The sequence below is a fragment of the Wolbachia endosymbiont of Atemnus politus genome (genome assembly GCF_013309895.1).
Map to the genome: position 1 here is coordinate 1 of NZ_JAAXCS010000017.1, position 16,665 is coordinate 16,665.

General features: G+C 35.4%; 10 protein-coding genes, 1 rRNA gene and 3 pseudogenes. 9 read left to right on the plus strand and 5 right to left on the minus strand.

From position 1 onward, the window contains the following. Nucleotides 1-486: 486 nt before the first annotated feature. Complete coding sequence (locus HET73_RS02010) at nt 487-2,289, minus strand: peptidylprolyl isomerase (protein ID WP_174133944.1); 1,803 nt, start codon at nt 2,287-2,289, stop codon at nt 487-489. Nucleotides 2,290-2,579: 290 nt separating this feature from the next. Between HET73_RS02010 and HET73_RS02015 the strand changes: the two genes are divergently transcribed. Beyond that, a complete protein-coding gene (locus HET73_RS02015; RefSeq protein ID WP_174133392.1) occupies nt 2,580-3,161 on the plus strand; it encodes a cell cycle transcriptional regulator TrcR in 582 nt (193 codons plus the stop codon). A 187-nt stretch (nt 3,162-3,348) separates the two neighbouring features. Next, on the plus strand, nt 3,349-4,755 hold the full coding sequence (gene rho, locus HET73_RS02020; RefSeq protein WP_174133945.1) for a transcription termination factor Rho: 1,407 nt from the start codon (nt 3,349-3,351) through the stop codon (nt 4,753-4,755). 52 nt (nt 4,756-4,807) lie between these two features. Here rho and HET73_RS07825 read toward each other — a convergent pair. Further along, nucleotides 4,808-5,024: pseudogene (locus HET73_RS07825) on the minus strand (integrase core domain-containing protein); the annotation flags it as partial. Nucleotides 5,025-5,491: 467 nt separating this feature from the next. Between HET73_RS07825 and HET73_RS02025 the strand changes: the two are divergent. Further along, a complete protein-coding gene (locus HET73_RS02025; protein ID WP_174133946.1) occupies nt 5,492-6,016 on the plus strand; it encodes a hypothetical protein in 525 nt (174 codons plus the stop codon). 767 nt (nt 6,017-6,783) lie between these two features. Here the strand turns inward: HET73_RS02025 and HET73_RS02030 are convergent. Next, nucleotides 6,784-7,329: a hypothetical protein gene (locus HET73_RS02030; protein ID WP_174133947.1), complete on the minus strand. Its 546-nt coding sequence runs from the start codon at nt 7,327-7,329 to the stop codon at nt 6,784-6,786. Between the two features lie 221 nt (nt 7,330-7,550). On the opposite strand from HET73_RS02030, the gene HET73_RS02035 reads away from it, so the two are divergent. The 5 genes from HET73_RS02035 to HET73_RS02055 all read left to right on the plus strand — a co-directional run bounded on the left by HET73_RS02035 (nt 7,551) and on the right by HET73_RS02055 (nt 12,633). Next, nucleotides 7,551-9,043: ribosomal RNA gene (locus HET73_RS02035) — 16S ribosomal RNA — on the plus strand. A gap of 99 nt (nt 9,044-9,142) precedes the next feature. Further along, nucleotides 9,143-9,520 (plus strand): succinate dehydrogenase, cytochrome b556 subunit, encoded by a 378-nt coding sequence (gene sdhC / locus HET73_RS02040; RefSeq protein WP_174132933.1) that lies wholly within the window; start codon nt 9,143-9,145, stop codon nt 9,518-9,520. Then, nucleotides 9,517-9,882: a succinate dehydrogenase, hydrophobic membrane anchor protein gene (sdhD, locus tag HET73_RS02045; RefSeq protein WP_174133948.1), complete on the plus strand. Its 366-nt coding sequence runs from the start codon at nt 9,517-9,519 to the stop codon at nt 9,880-9,882. Before sdhC ends, sdhD begins: the two co-directional genes overlap by 4 nt. Before the next feature lie 81 nt (nt 9,883-9,963). After that, a complete protein-coding gene (locus HET73_RS02050) occupies nt 9,964-11,220 on the plus strand; it encodes a hypothetical protein (RefSeq protein ID WP_174132935.1) in 1,257 nt (418 codons plus the stop codon). Nucleotides 11,221-11,331: 111 nt separating this feature from the next. Next, nucleotides 11,332-12,633: a sugar phosphate nucleotidyltransferase gene (locus HET73_RS02055; protein ID WP_174133949.1), complete on the plus strand. Its 1,302-nt coding sequence runs from the start codon at nt 11,332-11,334 to the stop codon at nt 12,631-12,633. A gap of 536 nt (nt 12,634-13,169) precedes the next feature. On the opposite strand, the pseudogene HET73_RS10075 reads toward HET73_RS02055, so the two are convergent. Next, nucleotides 13,170-13,378 (minus strand): annotated as a pseudogene (locus tag HET73_RS10075) (IS110 family transposase); the annotation flags it as partial. A 109-nt stretch (nt 13,379-13,487) separates the two neighbouring features. On the opposite strand from HET73_RS10075, the pseudogene sdhA reads away from it, so the two are divergent. Continuing rightward, a pseudogene (gene sdhA / locus HET73_RS02060) lies at nt 13,488-15,256 on the plus strand (succinate dehydrogenase flavoprotein subunit). On the opposite strand, the gene HET73_RS02065 reads toward sdhA, so the two are convergent. Next, the gene (locus tag HET73_RS02065) at nt 15,257-16,585 is read right to left on the minus strand and encodes an ankyrin repeat domain-containing protein (RefSeq protein ID WP_174133950.1); all 1,329 of its coding nucleotides are present in this window, start codon (nt 16,583-16,585) and stop codon (nt 15,257-15,259) included. It lies immediately after the preceding pseudogene. Nucleotides 16,586-16,665 lie beyond the last annotated feature (80 nt).

Below are 16,665 nucleotides of genomic sequence, written 5' to 3' on the forward strand. Positions count from 1 at the left end.
TTTACTCGAAGATACTGTTTGTAAGTTTATTTGTAATATTACGGAAACCTTGTTCAAAACTATCTGTTCTGTTAATTATTTGCCTCATTATTTGTAAAAATTAGTATTACCTGCTAAGTTGTATAACCTTAGTTCTCCATCTTCCTCGCCAATGAATCTCGTTTGGTCAGTCTGTTCATCTAAAGTAAAATACTTAACCCTTGTATTAGTTCCAGGGATTTTTCTCCCTTTAACTCCAACTTCTGGAAATAAATTATAGCGTGGAAAAAAATATGTAAACTTGTTCTCTACCCAATGTATAGCCCTTTTCCTAATAGTCCGAATATGATAAGATATGAATTTAGTGTATAGTGAGGGTTGAATGCCAGCAGCGTATAGTTATGATTTAAGCAGTTGTGTTAAAAGTCAATAGCCTACACTGGGCCCTGGTGTCTGCCCTTCTGGTAAGCTAAAACTACAATGGTTATATTGCATGCGTTTTAGTAACTATACACCATCAAGTATAGCGTGGTTAACTTCGACCTTATATTCTGATTCTAGATAACTAATTAATTGCTCTTTTAGCGATATCATCACGTGTTTTCCAGTATCAAATGTGTTTAAATTACCACTTGATGAATACATTTCTTTTAGAACACCTATTATAATGTCATTATCATATTGAATAGGGTCTGTCACCGAATCAGTTGTCTTCATATTAAAAACCTCTTCTATAAAAGAAAAAGGATAATTTTGTCGTTCAATCTCATTGCGGTATATCTGCTGACCTTTAATTAGCGCTACACCTTGAGTTTTTTCAAAATCTGCTTTTTCTTTTAGTTGAGCTGCAATTTCTCGTCCAATCTTAAACATTTGTTCTTTTATAAACCCATTACGCCAAAGGTCTACCACTGATGCCTTGCCTTCTTCAAAACCTTGTAGCTTAGGTGGAATAATATCGGTGATTTTTACGTTGACAACGGCATCCCCAACGCCTTTAAAATAACCTTTTTGGTCTTTTTCTCGCGAAAAGATGAAGGAAATCAAATCATTAGAATTTCCCACACTATTACCACTTTGATCTTTTCCACTCGCATCTACCGGACCAATGGTTTGTATAGGCAAATTGTATTCACTGGATATTTCCTCAATCGTTGCACCATTGTATACCTTGTAATTTACTTGATTTATGAAATCATTGACTTTTTCAAAAGACTTTTGGTTGGTTGAAATTGTCTGTATGTCTTTTCTTAAGTCAGTTAAGTTCTCATCAGAGATTTGATGCGCATTTTCTACTTTTATTATATGCCAACCAAAATTGCTCGCTAAAATTTCGCTTACTTCACCTGCTTTGAGAGTAAATACCTTTTCTTTCATATCCTCCGGCAGGAAATCCTTGGTTATATTATTTACCCTGGTTTCCTCAAGTTTTGTTTTACCAAACTCTTCTACTATCTGCTCAAAGCTTACTTTGCCTTCCTCAAATGCTTTTTTTGCCGTTTCGGCCTCTTCTTTAGTATGAAATATTATGTTAAATATATCTCTTTGATCTTTAAGTTCCTGTTGTTCTATTATATTGTTAATCTCTTCATCTGAGATCTGAATTTGGTCTTCAAAATATTTTTGGTCTAAAGAAATATATTGCGCAGCTCGATATTCAGGGTAGTAAAAACGTGGCTGATTTTTTTCATACAAGTCAAGTAGGGTTTGATCATCTGGTTCAGGGATGTTTGTAACTGCATCTTTAGTTATTTTAATAACATCAACTACCCTGGTTTGGTAGCGATTTTTATATATCTGCTTATCAATTTTTTCACCAAAGGTTACTGGATAATTATCCTTAAATAATGAGGTCATAAACATCATTGCAGGTAGAATTGTTTCCAGCTTTGCTAAATAGTCTTCCTCTGTCATATGCAGACTATTTAGCGTCTCGTAAAATTTCTCTTTATCAAATTCTCCTTTATCGTCTTGGAAGTACTTGGTGTTTTTAATGTGGCCCTTTATAGACTCTTCCCCAACTGTCAACCCCAGATTACTAATGAGATTAAACAATAGTTTTTGCTCTATGAGTGCATTAAGTAAATCATACTTCAACCTTTTCACTTGTTCTTTACTAAAAGCAGATCCAGAAATCTGCTTTTCATAACTTTGATATAATGATTTATATTCATCTAATGTTATAACTTCTTTTCCAACTCTAGCTACTTCTTCTTTATCATCTGATAGTAGGTTGCCAACTCCCATAAAGATCAATAAACAAGCCAAAATGACAACGGTCACTTTGGTGAAAAAATTTTTAACACTCATAAACGTAAAAGTTAATTAGTGATTAATTATAGCGAAAACTTAGTCCTTGTAAATCTACTAGCTATTACGTATAATATATTGAGTTCAAAATTTATTCTTTTTCAAACAGAAATACGTGCTTAAGTATTGTACCTTAAAGAGAGGCAATATTCTTTTAAGCCACTTAAAATATACGTAATCAAATTAAAAACGAAGAAGTCATTTAGTGACAAAAATTAATGCTTTTTTAACTTTAATAGCTTATATTCTGGCTCTACGTAACAACAAAGAATATTTAAAATTGGGATCTGATGTCGAAAGAACTTTCTAAAGGCAATAATAATAAAAATAAACAGTTTCTCATGCAAATAGCCGCTTGGCTAGTGGATAATACTGCTTTAACTTTTAATCAAATAGCGCAGTGTTGTAAGTTATCTCTTGAAGAAGTGCAAGATATAGCCGATGAAGAAATAGATATCGAAAGATTTAATCCTATTATTTTTGGAATAATAACTGAAAAAGAAATTGATAACTGTAAAAAAAATCCAAATCGTATCCCAAGTTTGATTGCAAAAAATTTAAAGAAAAGAAGTAAATCAATCGGTAACATTGCTTCCGTGGCAAGGCGTAGGGATAAGCCTGATGCGGTTTATTATTTAATAAAAAAGTTTCCTATTTTGGACAACAATGTTATAGCTAAACTAATCAGCACAACAAATTATACGGTAGAGCAAGTAAGGGATGGATCTCATTACAATATGCAAAATATAAAACCTCAAGATCCCGTATTGCTCGGCTTATGTAGTCAAGAGAATTTAGAAGCAGAAATAGAAAAAGCAAAAATAAAAGAAGAGAAACTAGAAAGGTTAAAAAACATTAAGGAAAATTATTAAAGTTTTTGAACTGTTTCTCATATCTTATTAATATTAAATTAACTTGACTTGCTAGTATTTATTGGTATAATATTAGGTAAAGTATGTAGCTTAATAGAAATTGAGTTTAATACTTCCACCAGCCTAATTTATTATCTTGTAGTCACGTTTTAGATTAGTAAGCATCAATTAAAATTTTTGGAGGATTATGACAACAATCAATGAAGATGTTTTAGCAAAAGAAAAGGTTACAACTGGACCAGAATCAGTAGAAAAAAGTGAGCAAATTTCCAATAATGATATGATAAACAAAACAACGAATGAAGGTGTGAAAGAAAACAGAAAAACACTAGATCTGAGCGAACTGAGAAAAAAAACAGCAGAGGAATTATTGGATCTAGCCGAAGAAAGAAAAATCTCAACTAATGGTAAGGGTAACGGCAGAATGCTGAAGCAGGAAATGATATTCAGCTTAATGAAGAAAATGAGCGAAGAAGGAGGTATTACTACAGGAAGTGGGATAGTAGAAATATTACCTGATGGTTTCGGTTTTTTACGTTCAGCAAGTGCAAATTATGCTCCAAGTACCGATGATGTTTACATTTCCAATGGGCAGATAAAAAAGTTTAACTTGCGTACAGGGGATATGATATGCGGAGAAATAAGGCCACCTGGTGATAAGGAAAGATATTTTACTTTAACTAAAGTCCAAAGTATAAACTCTACTGAAGTAAGTGAACTCAGAAAGTACGTTCACTTTGATAATTTGCTTCCTCTTTATGCTGAGGAGAGTTTGATTCTTGAAAACAACACCAGTGGAGATAATAAAAAAGATATAAACATGCGTGCTGTAGATATAGTTGCACCTCTTGGAAAAGGACAAAGAGCGTTAATAGTCGCTCCACCTCGCACAGGAAAAACTATATTACTCCAGCAGATGGCTCATTCTATAGCTACGAATCATCCTGAAATAGAATTAATAGTGCTGCTCATAGATGAAAGACCCGAGGAAGTGACAGATATGATGCGCTCCGTAAAGGGTGAAGTAGTAAGCTCCACATTTGATGAACCTGCTTACCGTCACGTACAACTTGCTGAAATAGTAATAGAAAAAGCTAAAAGAATGGTTGAGCATAAAAAGGACGTTGTAATTCTGCTTGACTCTATAACCCGTCTTGCGCGTGCTTACAATGCGGTTATTCCTTCGTCTGGAAAAGTTCTAACTGGTGGTGTAGATTCAAACGCGCTGCAAAGACCGAAACGCTTTTTTGGAGCGGCTCGCAACATTGAAAATGGCGGTTCTCTGACAATAATTGCTACTGCTCTTATAGAAACTGGTTCAAAGATGGATGAAGTTATTTTCGAAGAGTTCAAAGGTACGGGTAATGCTGAAATTATACTCGATAGAAAACTTGCCGATAAGCGAATATTCCCAGCTATTGACATCACAAAATCTGGAACTAGAAAGGAAGAGCTGTTAATTGATAAGGCTATATTAAATAAAATATGGGTGCTGCGTAAGATACTGAATCCTATGGGATCTGTTGAAGCAATGGAGTTTTTACGCGACAAATTACTTCTAACAAAAAGTAATGCTGACTTTTTAACTCCATGAATAATTGAACGTACATTCCTAACGTGAGCCTCTGTAAAATACAAGACTTAGAATCAGAGTTTAGTTTAACGCTACTAATGTTTTTCTGAAAGGCAATATGTTTACATATCAATATGCTTACATAGCAATATGTTTACATAGCAATATTTACCAGAGTGAGGTCTTACCTCGTTGTAAGAACGCAACCAACATCGAACCTGAAAATCTTCTAAAGAATTGTAGATTTTCTTTATGAAAATAATGTTGTAACACTCATTTTGCATGGTTCTCTAACTATGGATTAGAAATGAAAATACAATAATATCAATAGCTTATTATTGTATTTTTATAATAAAAACTGTCAATGAACACCTATATTTAAGTAAAAAAATTCACTACTCTTCACTAAAAATTCGAAATTTTCAGCTATTCTAAATAAAATCAGATTCATGTAATATAGCGACATTTTTTAGTTTTATTAAGTTTGTTGTAAAATAGACAAGCTCTTCAGCAAGTTATCTATGTTCATAAAGGCACAGATTATCTGCATGTTGCTAAATATAACAACCAAGTTGCCTAGCCTTAGCTTTGCTTTCCATAAGATTTATTTTTATAAGTAATTCTAAGTCTCTTTTAAAATTATGGTAGGACTTAAGTATTAAGCTAACATCAACTCAAAAATAAGTTTAAATATTTAAGAAAAGATTGCATATTAAGTGTTTTATGTATATAATTAATCAATAAGTTAGGAGTAAGTATGTATAACATAGAAATAAATAATTTAAAAAAACTAAAAGAGATAATACATAAGTTTATTAAATATTCTGATGAGTACAATCAGTTTGTAGGTGATGAACAGAATCCAGCTTTGAATCTATACAAGGCAGAAACGGACTTAATAAAACTAGAAGAAATAACACGCAACTTTGTTAACAATTCTGGTAATATTTCAGAAGAAGCGGTGTTAGAGGACAAAGAGTGTATCATAACGCTACCAGCGGAAAAGCAATTAGTGGAAAACTTAAGAGAGTTAGAAGAAAGAATATCTGGTTTTATTAAATTTGTTAATAATGGTCAGCCTGTAAATGATAGACAATATGCAGCTCTTTCTCTATGCTACGGAGGAAAAGATTTGACGACGCTGGCGAAAATAACACATGAGTTGTTTCATGAAGAAGATTTTGTTTTTGTAAATAAGGAAGATGTACCAGATAAACCTAGTACTGAAGTTCAAAATACGTCAAGAGTAAGAATACTTAGTTGGTTAGGTTTTTATTCTTAATGTATGTAAAGTTTTAATTATATTCCATTTTGAGCTAAACGAAGAGTATCACAACTTGAGTTGGTAGATAAGAATAAAGACCTTGTTGATAGCTGGAGTTGGTGCTTACATAGTGTCACATACGATGTTTCCATCTACTGGCCTGGACTTTAGAGATTTACTTATATAACAAATGCAAGGCTGGCACTAGTCAAAATGCTCCCTTCTCCTGTCATTCAAGTAGCCCCGACACTGGGATGACATCATAAGAGTGCTGCCTTTCTACCCGTTCCATGATTGCAATTAATCTAAATATTTAATAAATTTACTAAATCGAAAAAAAAAGGCAAAAGAAACCCTGGTCATTATTTATTTCCAGTATTGGCGTTTTTTAAGTCTTAAATGCTGCAATTTAGCGACTTTTAAACTGCACCAGACCTTAGTTTAAATATTAAAAAAATTACTAAACAGAAACAAAGGCAATAGAATCCCGAGTTAGAAGATGCTCACTCTCTAATCCTGCAAATTGGCGTACTATACTGTCTTAAACGACTTATAAGCGCGTTTCAGCATGTTTAGGCAAAACCCTAGAAATCTAGATGAATTTTATAAAGACATAAGGTGCACATATTGCAAAAATAAAAAATAAGACCCCAATCTCGTTATACTGCTGTCATTTAATCTGCACAGATGAAGATAACTGAATACCTTCTGTATCATGGTAATAAGATTGGCGGGGGTTGTCAAGTGATATCTTTGTTTCATCCAGCAAAAGCTATGCAAGAAGTCTAATGAGTTCCATATATCCAGAGTAATTCTTGTGCATTGGCTTTTATTGGAGCAGGGCATTTTCTGTCATTGAGTAGTGAGTGCAATATTTCAATTGCACCTTTAATGTCATCATTATGTATCTTTATCATAGCAATAACTTCTTTGCTTGAATAAGGGTACATTGTGCTTGATTCTAAATTATTGATTTTATCGTCATTTATTGGTTCACCATGATAAACCAAACTCATTACTTCTAAATATTGTGCTAATTCACGCAAAACATTAGGAACAGCTTCATTATCTACCATATCACTATAAATAGATGCTGCGTCTTTTGGCATTGAATTTAAGATATGATTAGATGCACGTTCAAAGTTTGCTAAATACTTCCAGTTTGAGCCTATTTCTTCCAATAACTTACTATCTTTTTGGGAGAATAACACTTTATAAAACTTATTGCCTGCAGTTGCAGATCGTTTTGTGTTATCAATATTACGCAATGTGTACAATGTGACGCCAGCTAATGCTGGTATCAATACAAGTAGAAAGATATATTTATTCATTTTAATGTCTTCAATAGATATATATTTATATATTAATGCTTTTTGATTTGCAAAAACGTATTGACATTGTGATTATATCGCAATAATAATGTTCTCAAAGTTGTTTGAATAGTTGGAGATTAAAATATTTCTAAAGTAGAAATAAAGACACCAATATAAAGCTAAATATTATTTTATCGGATTTATCCGATGTACCCTCAACCATTTATAGGTTGAAGTCTAAATTTGAGAGTTTGATCCTGGCTCAGAATGAACGCTGGCGGCAGGCCTAACACAAGTTGAACGGAGTTATATTGTAGCTTGCTATAGTATAACTTAGTGGCAGACGGTGAGTAATGTATAGGAATCTACCTAGTAGTACGGAATAATTGTTGGAAACGGCAACTAATACTGTATACGCCCCCCCACGGGGGAAAAATTTATTACTATTAGATGAGCCTATATTAGATTAGCTAGTTGGTAGGGTAATGGCTTACCAAGACGATGATCTATGGCTGATCTGAGAGGATAATCAGCCACACTGGAACTGAGATACGGTCCAGACTACTACGGGAGGCAGCAGTGGGGAATATTGGACAATGAGCGAAAGCCTGATCCAGCCTTGCCGCATGAGTGAAGAAGGCCTTTGGGTTGTAAGGCTCTTCCAGTGAGGAAGATAATGACGGTACACACAGAAGAAGTCCTGGCTAACTCCGTGTCAGCAGCCGCGATAATACGGAGAGGGATAGCGTATTTGGGAATTATTGGGCGTAAAGAGCGCGTAGGCTGGTTAGTAAGTTAAAAGTGAAATCCCAGAGATTAACTTTGGAATTGCTTTTAAAACTGCTAACTTAGAGATTGAAAGAGGATAGAGGAATTCCTAGTGTAGAGGTGGAATTCGTAAATATTAGGAGGAGCACCAGTGGCAAAGACGTCTATCTGGTTCAAATCTGACGCTGAGGCGCGAAGGCGTGGTGAGCAAACAGGATTAGATACCCTGGTAGTCCACGCTGTTAACGATGAATGGTAAATATGGGAAGTTTACTTTCTGTATTACAGCTAACGCGTTAAACATTCCGCCTGGGAACTACGGTCGCAAGATTAAAGCTCAAAGGAATTGACCGGGACCCGCACAACGTGTGGTTTAATTCGATGCAACGCGAAAAACCTTACCACTCCTTGACATGGAAATTATACCTATTTGAAATAATAGGGTCGGTTCGGCCGAATTTCACACAGGTGTTGCATGGCTGTCGTCAGCTCGTGTCTTGAGATGTTGGGTTAAGTCCCGCAACGAGCGTAACCCTCATCCTTAGTTGCCATCAGGTAATGCTGAGCACTTTAAGGAAACTGCAAGTGATAAACTGGAGGAAGGTGGGGATGATGTCAAGTCATCATGGCCCTTATGGAGTGGGCTACACACGTGCTACAATGGTGGCTACAATGGGCTGCAAAGTCGCGAGGCTAAGCTAATCCCTTAAAAGCCATCTCAGTTCGGATTGTACTCTGCAACTCGAGTGCATGAAGTTGGAATCGCTAGTAATCGTGGATCAGCATGCCACGGTGAATACGTTCTCGGGTCTTGTACACACTGCCCGTCACGCCATGGGAATTGGTTTCACTCGAAGCTAACGACCTAACCGCAAGGAGGGAGTTATTTAAAGTGGGATCAGTGACTGGGGTGAAGTCGTAACAAGGTAGCAGTAGGGGAATCTGCAGCTGGATTACCTCCTTAGGCTTTGTGTATCCTCACTACTTTTAATAGTGGTGCTGTGGTGCACTATATTGCTGTCTTTACTTCTACTTTATTTTAATTTCCCAATAATGGAATTTTATGAGTGATAGGCCTCTTTCTCCACATTTACAAATATATAAAGTACAAATTACTAGTTTTTTTTCTATTATACACAGGTTAACTGGCATCTTGCTATTTCTTTTGTTAATGGTGCTTTCTTGGCATTTCATATTATATGTTTATTTCCCTGAGCTATTTATAGTAAAGTACTTAAATGTGTTATTATTTACTCCTACTGCTAAGTTAGCTTATATTTTATGCTTTGTAAGCTTTCTATATCATTTTTTTAATGGTATTCGTCACTTACTATGGGATGCTGGGCTTAATTTAGAAATTACTGGTGTTTCAAAAAGTGCTATGCTGCTGACAGTAATGTTACTTCTTTCTACTGTAGCTTTTTTATTTATGTTTATATGAGTCAATCTGGAAATTCAGTGCATCATTGGTGGGTTCAGCGCGTTTTTGCAGTAATTTTACTATTTTTATTTCCTTGGTTTATCTATTCGTTTTCTTGTGTATTTTATACCGGCAGTCCTTTATCTTTTAATGAAAGATTATTTCAGGCTATTAATCATCCATTAGAGCTTTTATTTTTTGTTGTATTACTATTTTGTATTTTTTGGCATGCAGTTCTTGGGATGCAGGTGGTGTGTGAGGATTATATACACAGTGTACCTCTGAGAATTTTTACGATTACATGTATAAAGTACTTATCAAGCATCACTTATATAGCTCTTGCCTTTACAATTTTTTTCTTTTACAGACATATTTTCTTGTAAAATCGCCAGTTATATGTTAATATATTATTAGTGTACTAGTTCTATTATTGAGCTATAGCATTGTGATTTTGGTTTAGTAACATGTTGGGAACATTGAAAAAATGGGGAACGGACCTTACGCTAAAAACGAAGGATCTATTTACTTCACCGGAATCTCAAGTTTATGTCAAAGACCTCAGGAAGGTAATGACATATAATGGAAGGAAATGTCAATATCCAAAAAATTATGATCAGATTGTAGAGTCTGGAAGAATTATAGAACAAAAAGATAGCAATGGAAAGCTTGTAAAAGATGAAAAGGGAAACCCAGAATACCAACTTGCATATAATGGACACGTGTTTAATCTAACTTTGGTTAAGGAAATTGATAACAGATCTTACTTTACTATTGAATTTTTAGTTAGTAAAGATAGGCGCGAGGTTAGTGATTATCGTAGATTTTATAAACCATTTAAGTTTTCAAAAATAGATCTTGAAAAACATTTGCCAGTTTTTGAAGCTCAAAAGACCAAGGGTTCTCAATATCCATTTAAACTAACCCTCTCTTCTGTGCTAACCAAAAAGGAAAAAAATGAAGAAGGAAAAATTCAGGAAGTTGTCAATGAAAAAGGAAGAAATGGAGAATTGTTATACACTAGTGATTACAAGAAATTAAACACTAGTTTTTCTGAAGTTAGAGATCAAAATGGCAATCTAGAGCTAGATAAGAGCCTTATATCTGTTCCTATTGTTTTCGTCACAAGCTTAGCTAAAGTTTGTGCTAAATTGCTAACCTTTGCTCCTGTAAAATTTGGGGAATATTTAATAGGCAAACAAAATCCAATTGTAAAGTCTCTTAGTTATCTTTTATTCACCCCTGCAGTAGCAGTGAAGAACTTAGTGAATATAGGGGCTACTTTGCTAAAACTTCCGATTTGTGCATTTGTAGCAAATAAAGAAAAGTATGGTGATGCTTATTGGACTATGTGGAAACACCAATTGAAAGAGTGTTGGGAAGAAGTAAAGAGTGATTTTAATGTTATCAAAGGTAGAGAAAGGCTAAAGCCGGAGCAAAAGAATCATAACCCGCGTAGTATAGTAGGCACATGGAAAGAGCTTGACGCTAGGAGGCCAGGTATTGAGCAAGACTTGGAAAAGAAGTCGAGTAAAAGTAGTGAAAGTATAGATAAATCCAGAAAACCAGGCATTGAAAAAAGCGAGGAGAAGTTGCAAAACGAAAATAATGAAAGGATAGCTGGACATAAAGATCGGGAAAGTAACAATACTCATGTTAATACAGTACTAAGTGAAAGGAACTCACAGCGAGAGGAAGGCTCTACATACACCCGTTCTAACTGACTGTTACTTTAAATTGATACCCACCTCTATTTAATCATTTTACAACAAAAACTTGCATGCATCTTATCCTTAGTATAAGATATTAATTATTTAGTTTAATATCTTAACCAAATGCGCCCTGTAATACTATGTGGTGGTAGTGGCAGTAGGCTTTGGCCTTTGTCTAAACCGAAGCAATTTCAAAAAATACTTAGCAATAACACTATGTTTCAGAATACTTTATTGAGGCTAAAAAGTGATTATGTGCCACCCATAATTACTACGAATATGCAGTATGAGTCATTAGTGATGGAAGAGTTACATGCGTTGCAAGGGTATAAAGTAATTTTTGAACCGGTAAAAATCGGGACAGCAGCGGCAATATTAATTGCTGTACTTCTCTGTGATGAAAATGAGATAATGTTGATTCTACCTTCAGACCACTTTATAGGTGATTTGAATAATTTTTACGCTTCTGCTCAAAAAGCATCTCAAATAGCCTCTAAAACCAACTCTATAGTCACTTTTGGAGTAGAGCCTCATGAATTCAATCCTGAGTACGGCTATATTAATACAGTTTATGACCAAGAAAAAAAATATCATACAGTGAAAAATTTCACAGAAAAACCTGGGCATGAGTTAGGAAATGATCATTATTGGAACTCTGGCATATTCGTGTTTAAAGCAAAGCGCTATATGGATGAAATCAAAAAATCTGCCCCGCGTCTTTATAATTTATGTCTTGCAAGTGTGAAACATTTCACACCACAAGATAAACTTTTTTATTTAAAACAACAAGATTTTCAAGGAGTTGAAGATATATCTATTGATTATTTAGTGATGGAAAGAGCAAGAAACGTTGCAATGATAGAAGCTAATTTCGATTGGATGGATGTTGGAACTTGGAATTCAGTTTTAGAATTAAGTAGGAGATTTAGTAAAAAACTGCTGTCATTCCAGCATGTAACCGAAAAAAAAGAGCCAGTTTTGACAACAGAAAGTGATACAAAAAATTCACTAGGTAGAATTTATAAACGGCCAAATAAGAGCCTAATACCGTTTGTTAATAGAGTTAAGGAAGCGAAGCCAATAAGAAAAGAAGCCAAGCCATGGGGGTTTTATAGCGTAATTTTAATGGGCGAAAATTTTCTTATAAAATATCTTTTTATGAACCCATTAAGTTGCACATCCAAGCAATTCCATCACTATAGAGATGAATACCATATAGTGCTGTCAGGAGTTGGATATGTGAATTTAGGCAACAAAACACGTGCTATAGCGACAAATTACGTGGTAGAAATCCCAAGAAAAGTTTCTCATAAGATCGAAAATAGAAGCGCAAGCTTTCCACTTGAGATAGTTGAATTTCAAATAGGGGAGCTTTTATCTGATAATGACATAGTGAGGTTGGATGATGTATATGGAAGATTCTGATGCACAACTGTACAAACATTACGACTTGAGAAACCAAGTAGCTAACTAGCATAAAAACTCCTTGACAACCCCCGCCAACCCAATTATAATGATACTGAAGCTATTTTATTTATCTTTGCAATCTGTGCAGGTTAACGACAAAAAACTTAGGGTATTTGGCGTATCATGTTTAAATTTTTGCACTATGTGCACCTTATGTCTTTGTAAATTTTCTGGGTTTTTACCTATATAAGCTGAAACACGCTTATAAGTCGTTTAAGACAGTAGAAAACGTCAAATTGACAAGGAGAACGTGAATGACTAGCTACCGCGGGGTTTCTTTGCCTTTTTTCCTGCTTTAGTAAATTTCTTAACGTTAGATTAGCTGCATAAAAGCGACTGAACCCTAGCGTTTAGGATAAAAACGCCGATATTTGAGGTACATAGAAAATAGCCAACCACCACGGGGATTCTTTTGCCTTTTTTCCTGCTTTAGTAAATTTCTTAATATTTGTAATTTAGGTTAGTTACATTTTAAGAGAGATGTCGTCCCAGTGCTAAGATCTACCGTCTTGAACATCAAGATAAAAATTATTACTTTTTATAATGGGATTTAAACAAATGATGATTTTTCTCATTACAGCAACTTTAGCAGCTTTGCCGGAGTCAACTAAATGCTGCTTTCATTTTTTGGTGTGACGGCCACAACAGATATGTATAATGCTTTCCGAGCATAAAATCTGCCACCTATGGGTTGATTTTCGCTCTCATTAGTTTATGCCAATATATTTTTAATGTCGACAAGACCTGGAAAACTTATATAGATTTTTTCCACTTCTGTGGTATCATAAGCCTGTAGTTATAAATAAGCAAATATGGATAAATCAGCGTATGAGATTGTAGAACATGAGTATGATGTAGTGGTAGTAGGTGCAGGTGGAGCAGGACTCAGAGCAACACTTGGAATGGCTGCAACTAATTTTTCAGTTGCTTGTATCTCTAAAATCTTTCCAACACGCAGTCATACAGTTGCAGCACAAGGCGGAATCAGTGCAGCTTTGGGTAATATTGGCGAAGATGATTGGCGCTGGCATGCGTATGACACAATAAAAGGCTCAGACTGGCTCGGCTAAAGCTGTGATTGAGCTTGAAAATTTTGGTGTACCTTTTTCTCGTACTGAGGATGGCAAAATATATCTACGTCCCTTTGGTGGAATGACTACTCATTTTGGTAGAGGAAAATCTGCTCAGCGTACTTGTGCAGCAGCAGACAAAACTGGGCATGCAATTCTTCACACTCTATATCAGCAATGTCTTAAATTCAACGCTGAATTCTTTGTTGAATACTTTGTAATTGATTTAATCATGGATAATGAAACCGGAGCATGCTGCGGAGTTATTGCTTGGTCACTATGCGACGGCACATTGCATAAATTTCGCGCACATTCGGTGGTATTGGCAACAGGTGGATATGGACGTGTTTATTTCTCTGCAACCAGTGCACATACCTGCACAGGTGACGGTAATGGTATGGTGGTGAGAGCTGGATTGCCACTTGAAGATATGGAATTTGTGCAATTTCACCCAACAGGAATATATGGCTCAGGGTGCTTGATGACAGAAGGATGTCGCGGTGAAGGGGGGTACCTTGTTAACTCTCAGGGCGAAAGGTTCATGGAACGTTACGCGCCAAAAGCAAAAGATTTAGCTTCTCGTGATGTGGTAAGTCGTGCAGTAACAATTGAAATCAGGGAAGGCAGAGGTGTTGGACCGAAAAAAGATCATATGTATTTAACTATAGCACACCTTGATCCGGAAGTAATAAAACTGAGACTTCCAGGCATTAGCGAAACCGCAAGGACCTTTGCAGGAGTCGACGTTACTAAAGATCCAATACCGGTTATTCCAACCGTTCACTACAATATGGGCGGTATTTCAACCAATTATTACGGAGAAGTGATCACATTGAAAAAAGGTAAAGAAGAAGTGGTAGAAGGATTATTTGCAATTGGAGAGGCAGCATGTGTTTCTGTGCACGGTGCAAATCGGCTTGGTTCTAACTCGCTTCTTGATCTTGTGGTTTTTGGTAGAGCTGCAGCGCTCAGAGCAAAAGAGAAGATAAAGCCCAACGTGCCACATAAAAAATTGCACTCAGATTGCACAGATTGGATAGTAGCTAGGTTTAATAAAATGCAATTTGTCTCTGGAGAGTTCAGAGTATCGAAGATACGCAGCGAAATGCAACACACCATGCAAAAATATGCATCAGTGGTCCATGTTGCTGAAGTTTTAGAAGAAGGTAAAAAAAGCTGTAAAAGAAGTAGCAAAAATGATGCCTGATATTGCAATTGAAGATCGCAGTATGATATGGAACAGTGATTTAGTTGAAGCACTGGAACTTGCCAACATGATCCCACAAGCAGTTATTACTATGGAATGCGCGGCCAATCGCGAAGAAAGCAGAGGTGCCCATGCTCGTGAGGATTTTCCCAAGCGTGATGACAAAAACTGGATGAAGCACACCATAGCGTGGCTCGAAGAAAAGAAAGGCCAAATTAATGTAAAAATTGATTATAAGAAAGTTGCTGAAAAAACTCTAAGCGATGAGATTGATTTCATAGTGCCAGAGAAGAGAGTTTATTAGTTACACTGTACGCTTATGCGGTTCCTTGTGAGGCTCACTATGCGTGTCACTCATTTGAGAATTTGGAGGATTTTTATGTTCTGGTTGATCTGATGACTTTTGTTGATCATTGTTAATGAGGTTCTTCGCTTCACTAGTTGAATTTTCAAAAAGCTTCTTAATACCACTAAATCCTAAAGTTAAAGTAAGACATATAACTCCAGCAACAGATATGATAGGAATAGCTGCTCCAATTCCAACCTGACCCTGAAAAAATGCAAATGCTGCTATTGCAATTACAGTAACCGTTACTGTGATTGTTAACAATTCACGGGTCCTATTTGCTGGATCCACGTACTTTCCAAAAGCAGATAGTGCTTTTCCCGTAGCAGATGCTCCTTCTCTTATAGCAGAGCCTGTCTTTTTGATGACAGACTTGCATTTTTTTGAAGCAGTTCCACAGTGATATTTTTCCTCAAGCTGCTCTTTTAATTCTTTAGCTTTCTCCTGTGCTTTTTGTGGAGTTCCTGAATAATCTTTTAGATCTCGTAGAGCTAAATAGTACTTTTTAGTATGGAATTCTGGATCTTCTAACCACAAAGAATCATAATTAGCACCTTTTTGTAATAATGCTACACAAAACTTTGTCGTATTATCATAATTAGCTACCAAATCAAAAATTGTTTCTTGCGATAGGTATTCGATACTTCCTTTTTTTGCTCTTTTCTTTAGTGCCAATTCTAGGGGTGTATTGCCTTTCCTATTAGCTGCATTTGCAGCATCTCTTAATTGATTTTCAGATATTTTTCTTAATATTAACTCCAAACATACAACTTTTTGTTCTCCCTTGAATGAAGCAATACAGTGCAGAGCATTATTCCCTTCTTTATCCTGAGCAGTAATATCAGCACCATTTTGTAGAAATAACTCTAAGGCTTTATACCTATTTGTTTTTTCAAACTTTCTATCTGTACATGATCGATCCTCATTCTTTTCTTTTATATGCTGAAGCAACTGGTGAAGAGGTGTTTGCCCTTTATCATTGGTGGCATTTATAGCGTTACTAAATTCATCTTTACCTAGAGTCAATTCCAGGCATGCAACTTTTTGCTCTCCTTTAAATGAAGCAATATAGTGTAGAACATTATTACCTCTGCCGTCTTTTTTGCTAATATCAGCACCATTTTCCAATAGTAGCTTTAAGACTTTGTACCTACTAGTAGCTCTAAAATCTTTTTTAACTATATTTTGTATTTTATATCTTAATGAAGATTTTTTACCCTTTTCTTCTATATGCTGGAGCAATTGATGAAGTGGTGTATTGCCATCCTTATTTGCCGTATTTGCCAATTCCTTGTTTTTTCTAGTATAAGCTTAGTAAAGTCACACTTTGCTTCCCCATCTAATTTTACAACGTAATGTAAAATTGT

Excerpts from the sequence above, each read along its gene's own strand:
- HET73_RS02030 (WP_174133947.1), bottom strand. The coding sequence starts at position 7,329 with ATGAATAAATATATCTTTCTACTTGTATTGATACCAGCATTAGCTGGC.
- HET73_RS02015 (WP_174133392.1), top strand. The coding sequence starts at position 2,580 with ATGTCGAAAGAACTTTCTAAAGGCAATAATAATAAAAATAAACAGTTT.
- sdhC (WP_174132933.1), top strand. The coding sequence starts at position 9,143 with ATGAGTGATAGGCCTCTTTCTCCACATTTACAAATATATAAAGTACAA.
- HET73_RS02010 (WP_174133944.1), bottom strand. The coding sequence starts at position 2,289 with ATGAGTGTTAAAAATTTTTTCACCAAAGTGACCGTTGTCATTTTGGCT.
- HET73_RS02025 (WP_174133946.1), top strand. The coding sequence starts at position 5,492 with ATGTATAACATAGAAATAAATAATTTAAAAAAACTAAAAGAGATAATA.
- HET73_RS02055 (WP_174133949.1), top strand. The coding sequence starts at position 11,332 with ATGCGCCCTGTAATACTATGTGGTGGTAGTGGCAGTAGGCTTTGGCCT.
- HET73_RS02050 (WP_174132935.1), top strand. The coding sequence starts at position 9,964 with ATGTTGGGAACATTGAAAAAATGGGGAACGGACCTTACGCTAAAAACG.
- sdhD (WP_174133948.1), top strand. The coding sequence starts at position 9,517 with ATGAGTCAATCTGGAAATTCAGTGCATCATTGGTGGGTTCAGCGCGTT.
- rho (WP_174133945.1), top strand. The coding sequence starts at position 3,349 with ATGACAACAATCAATGAAGATGTTTTAGCAAAAGAAAAGGTTACAACT.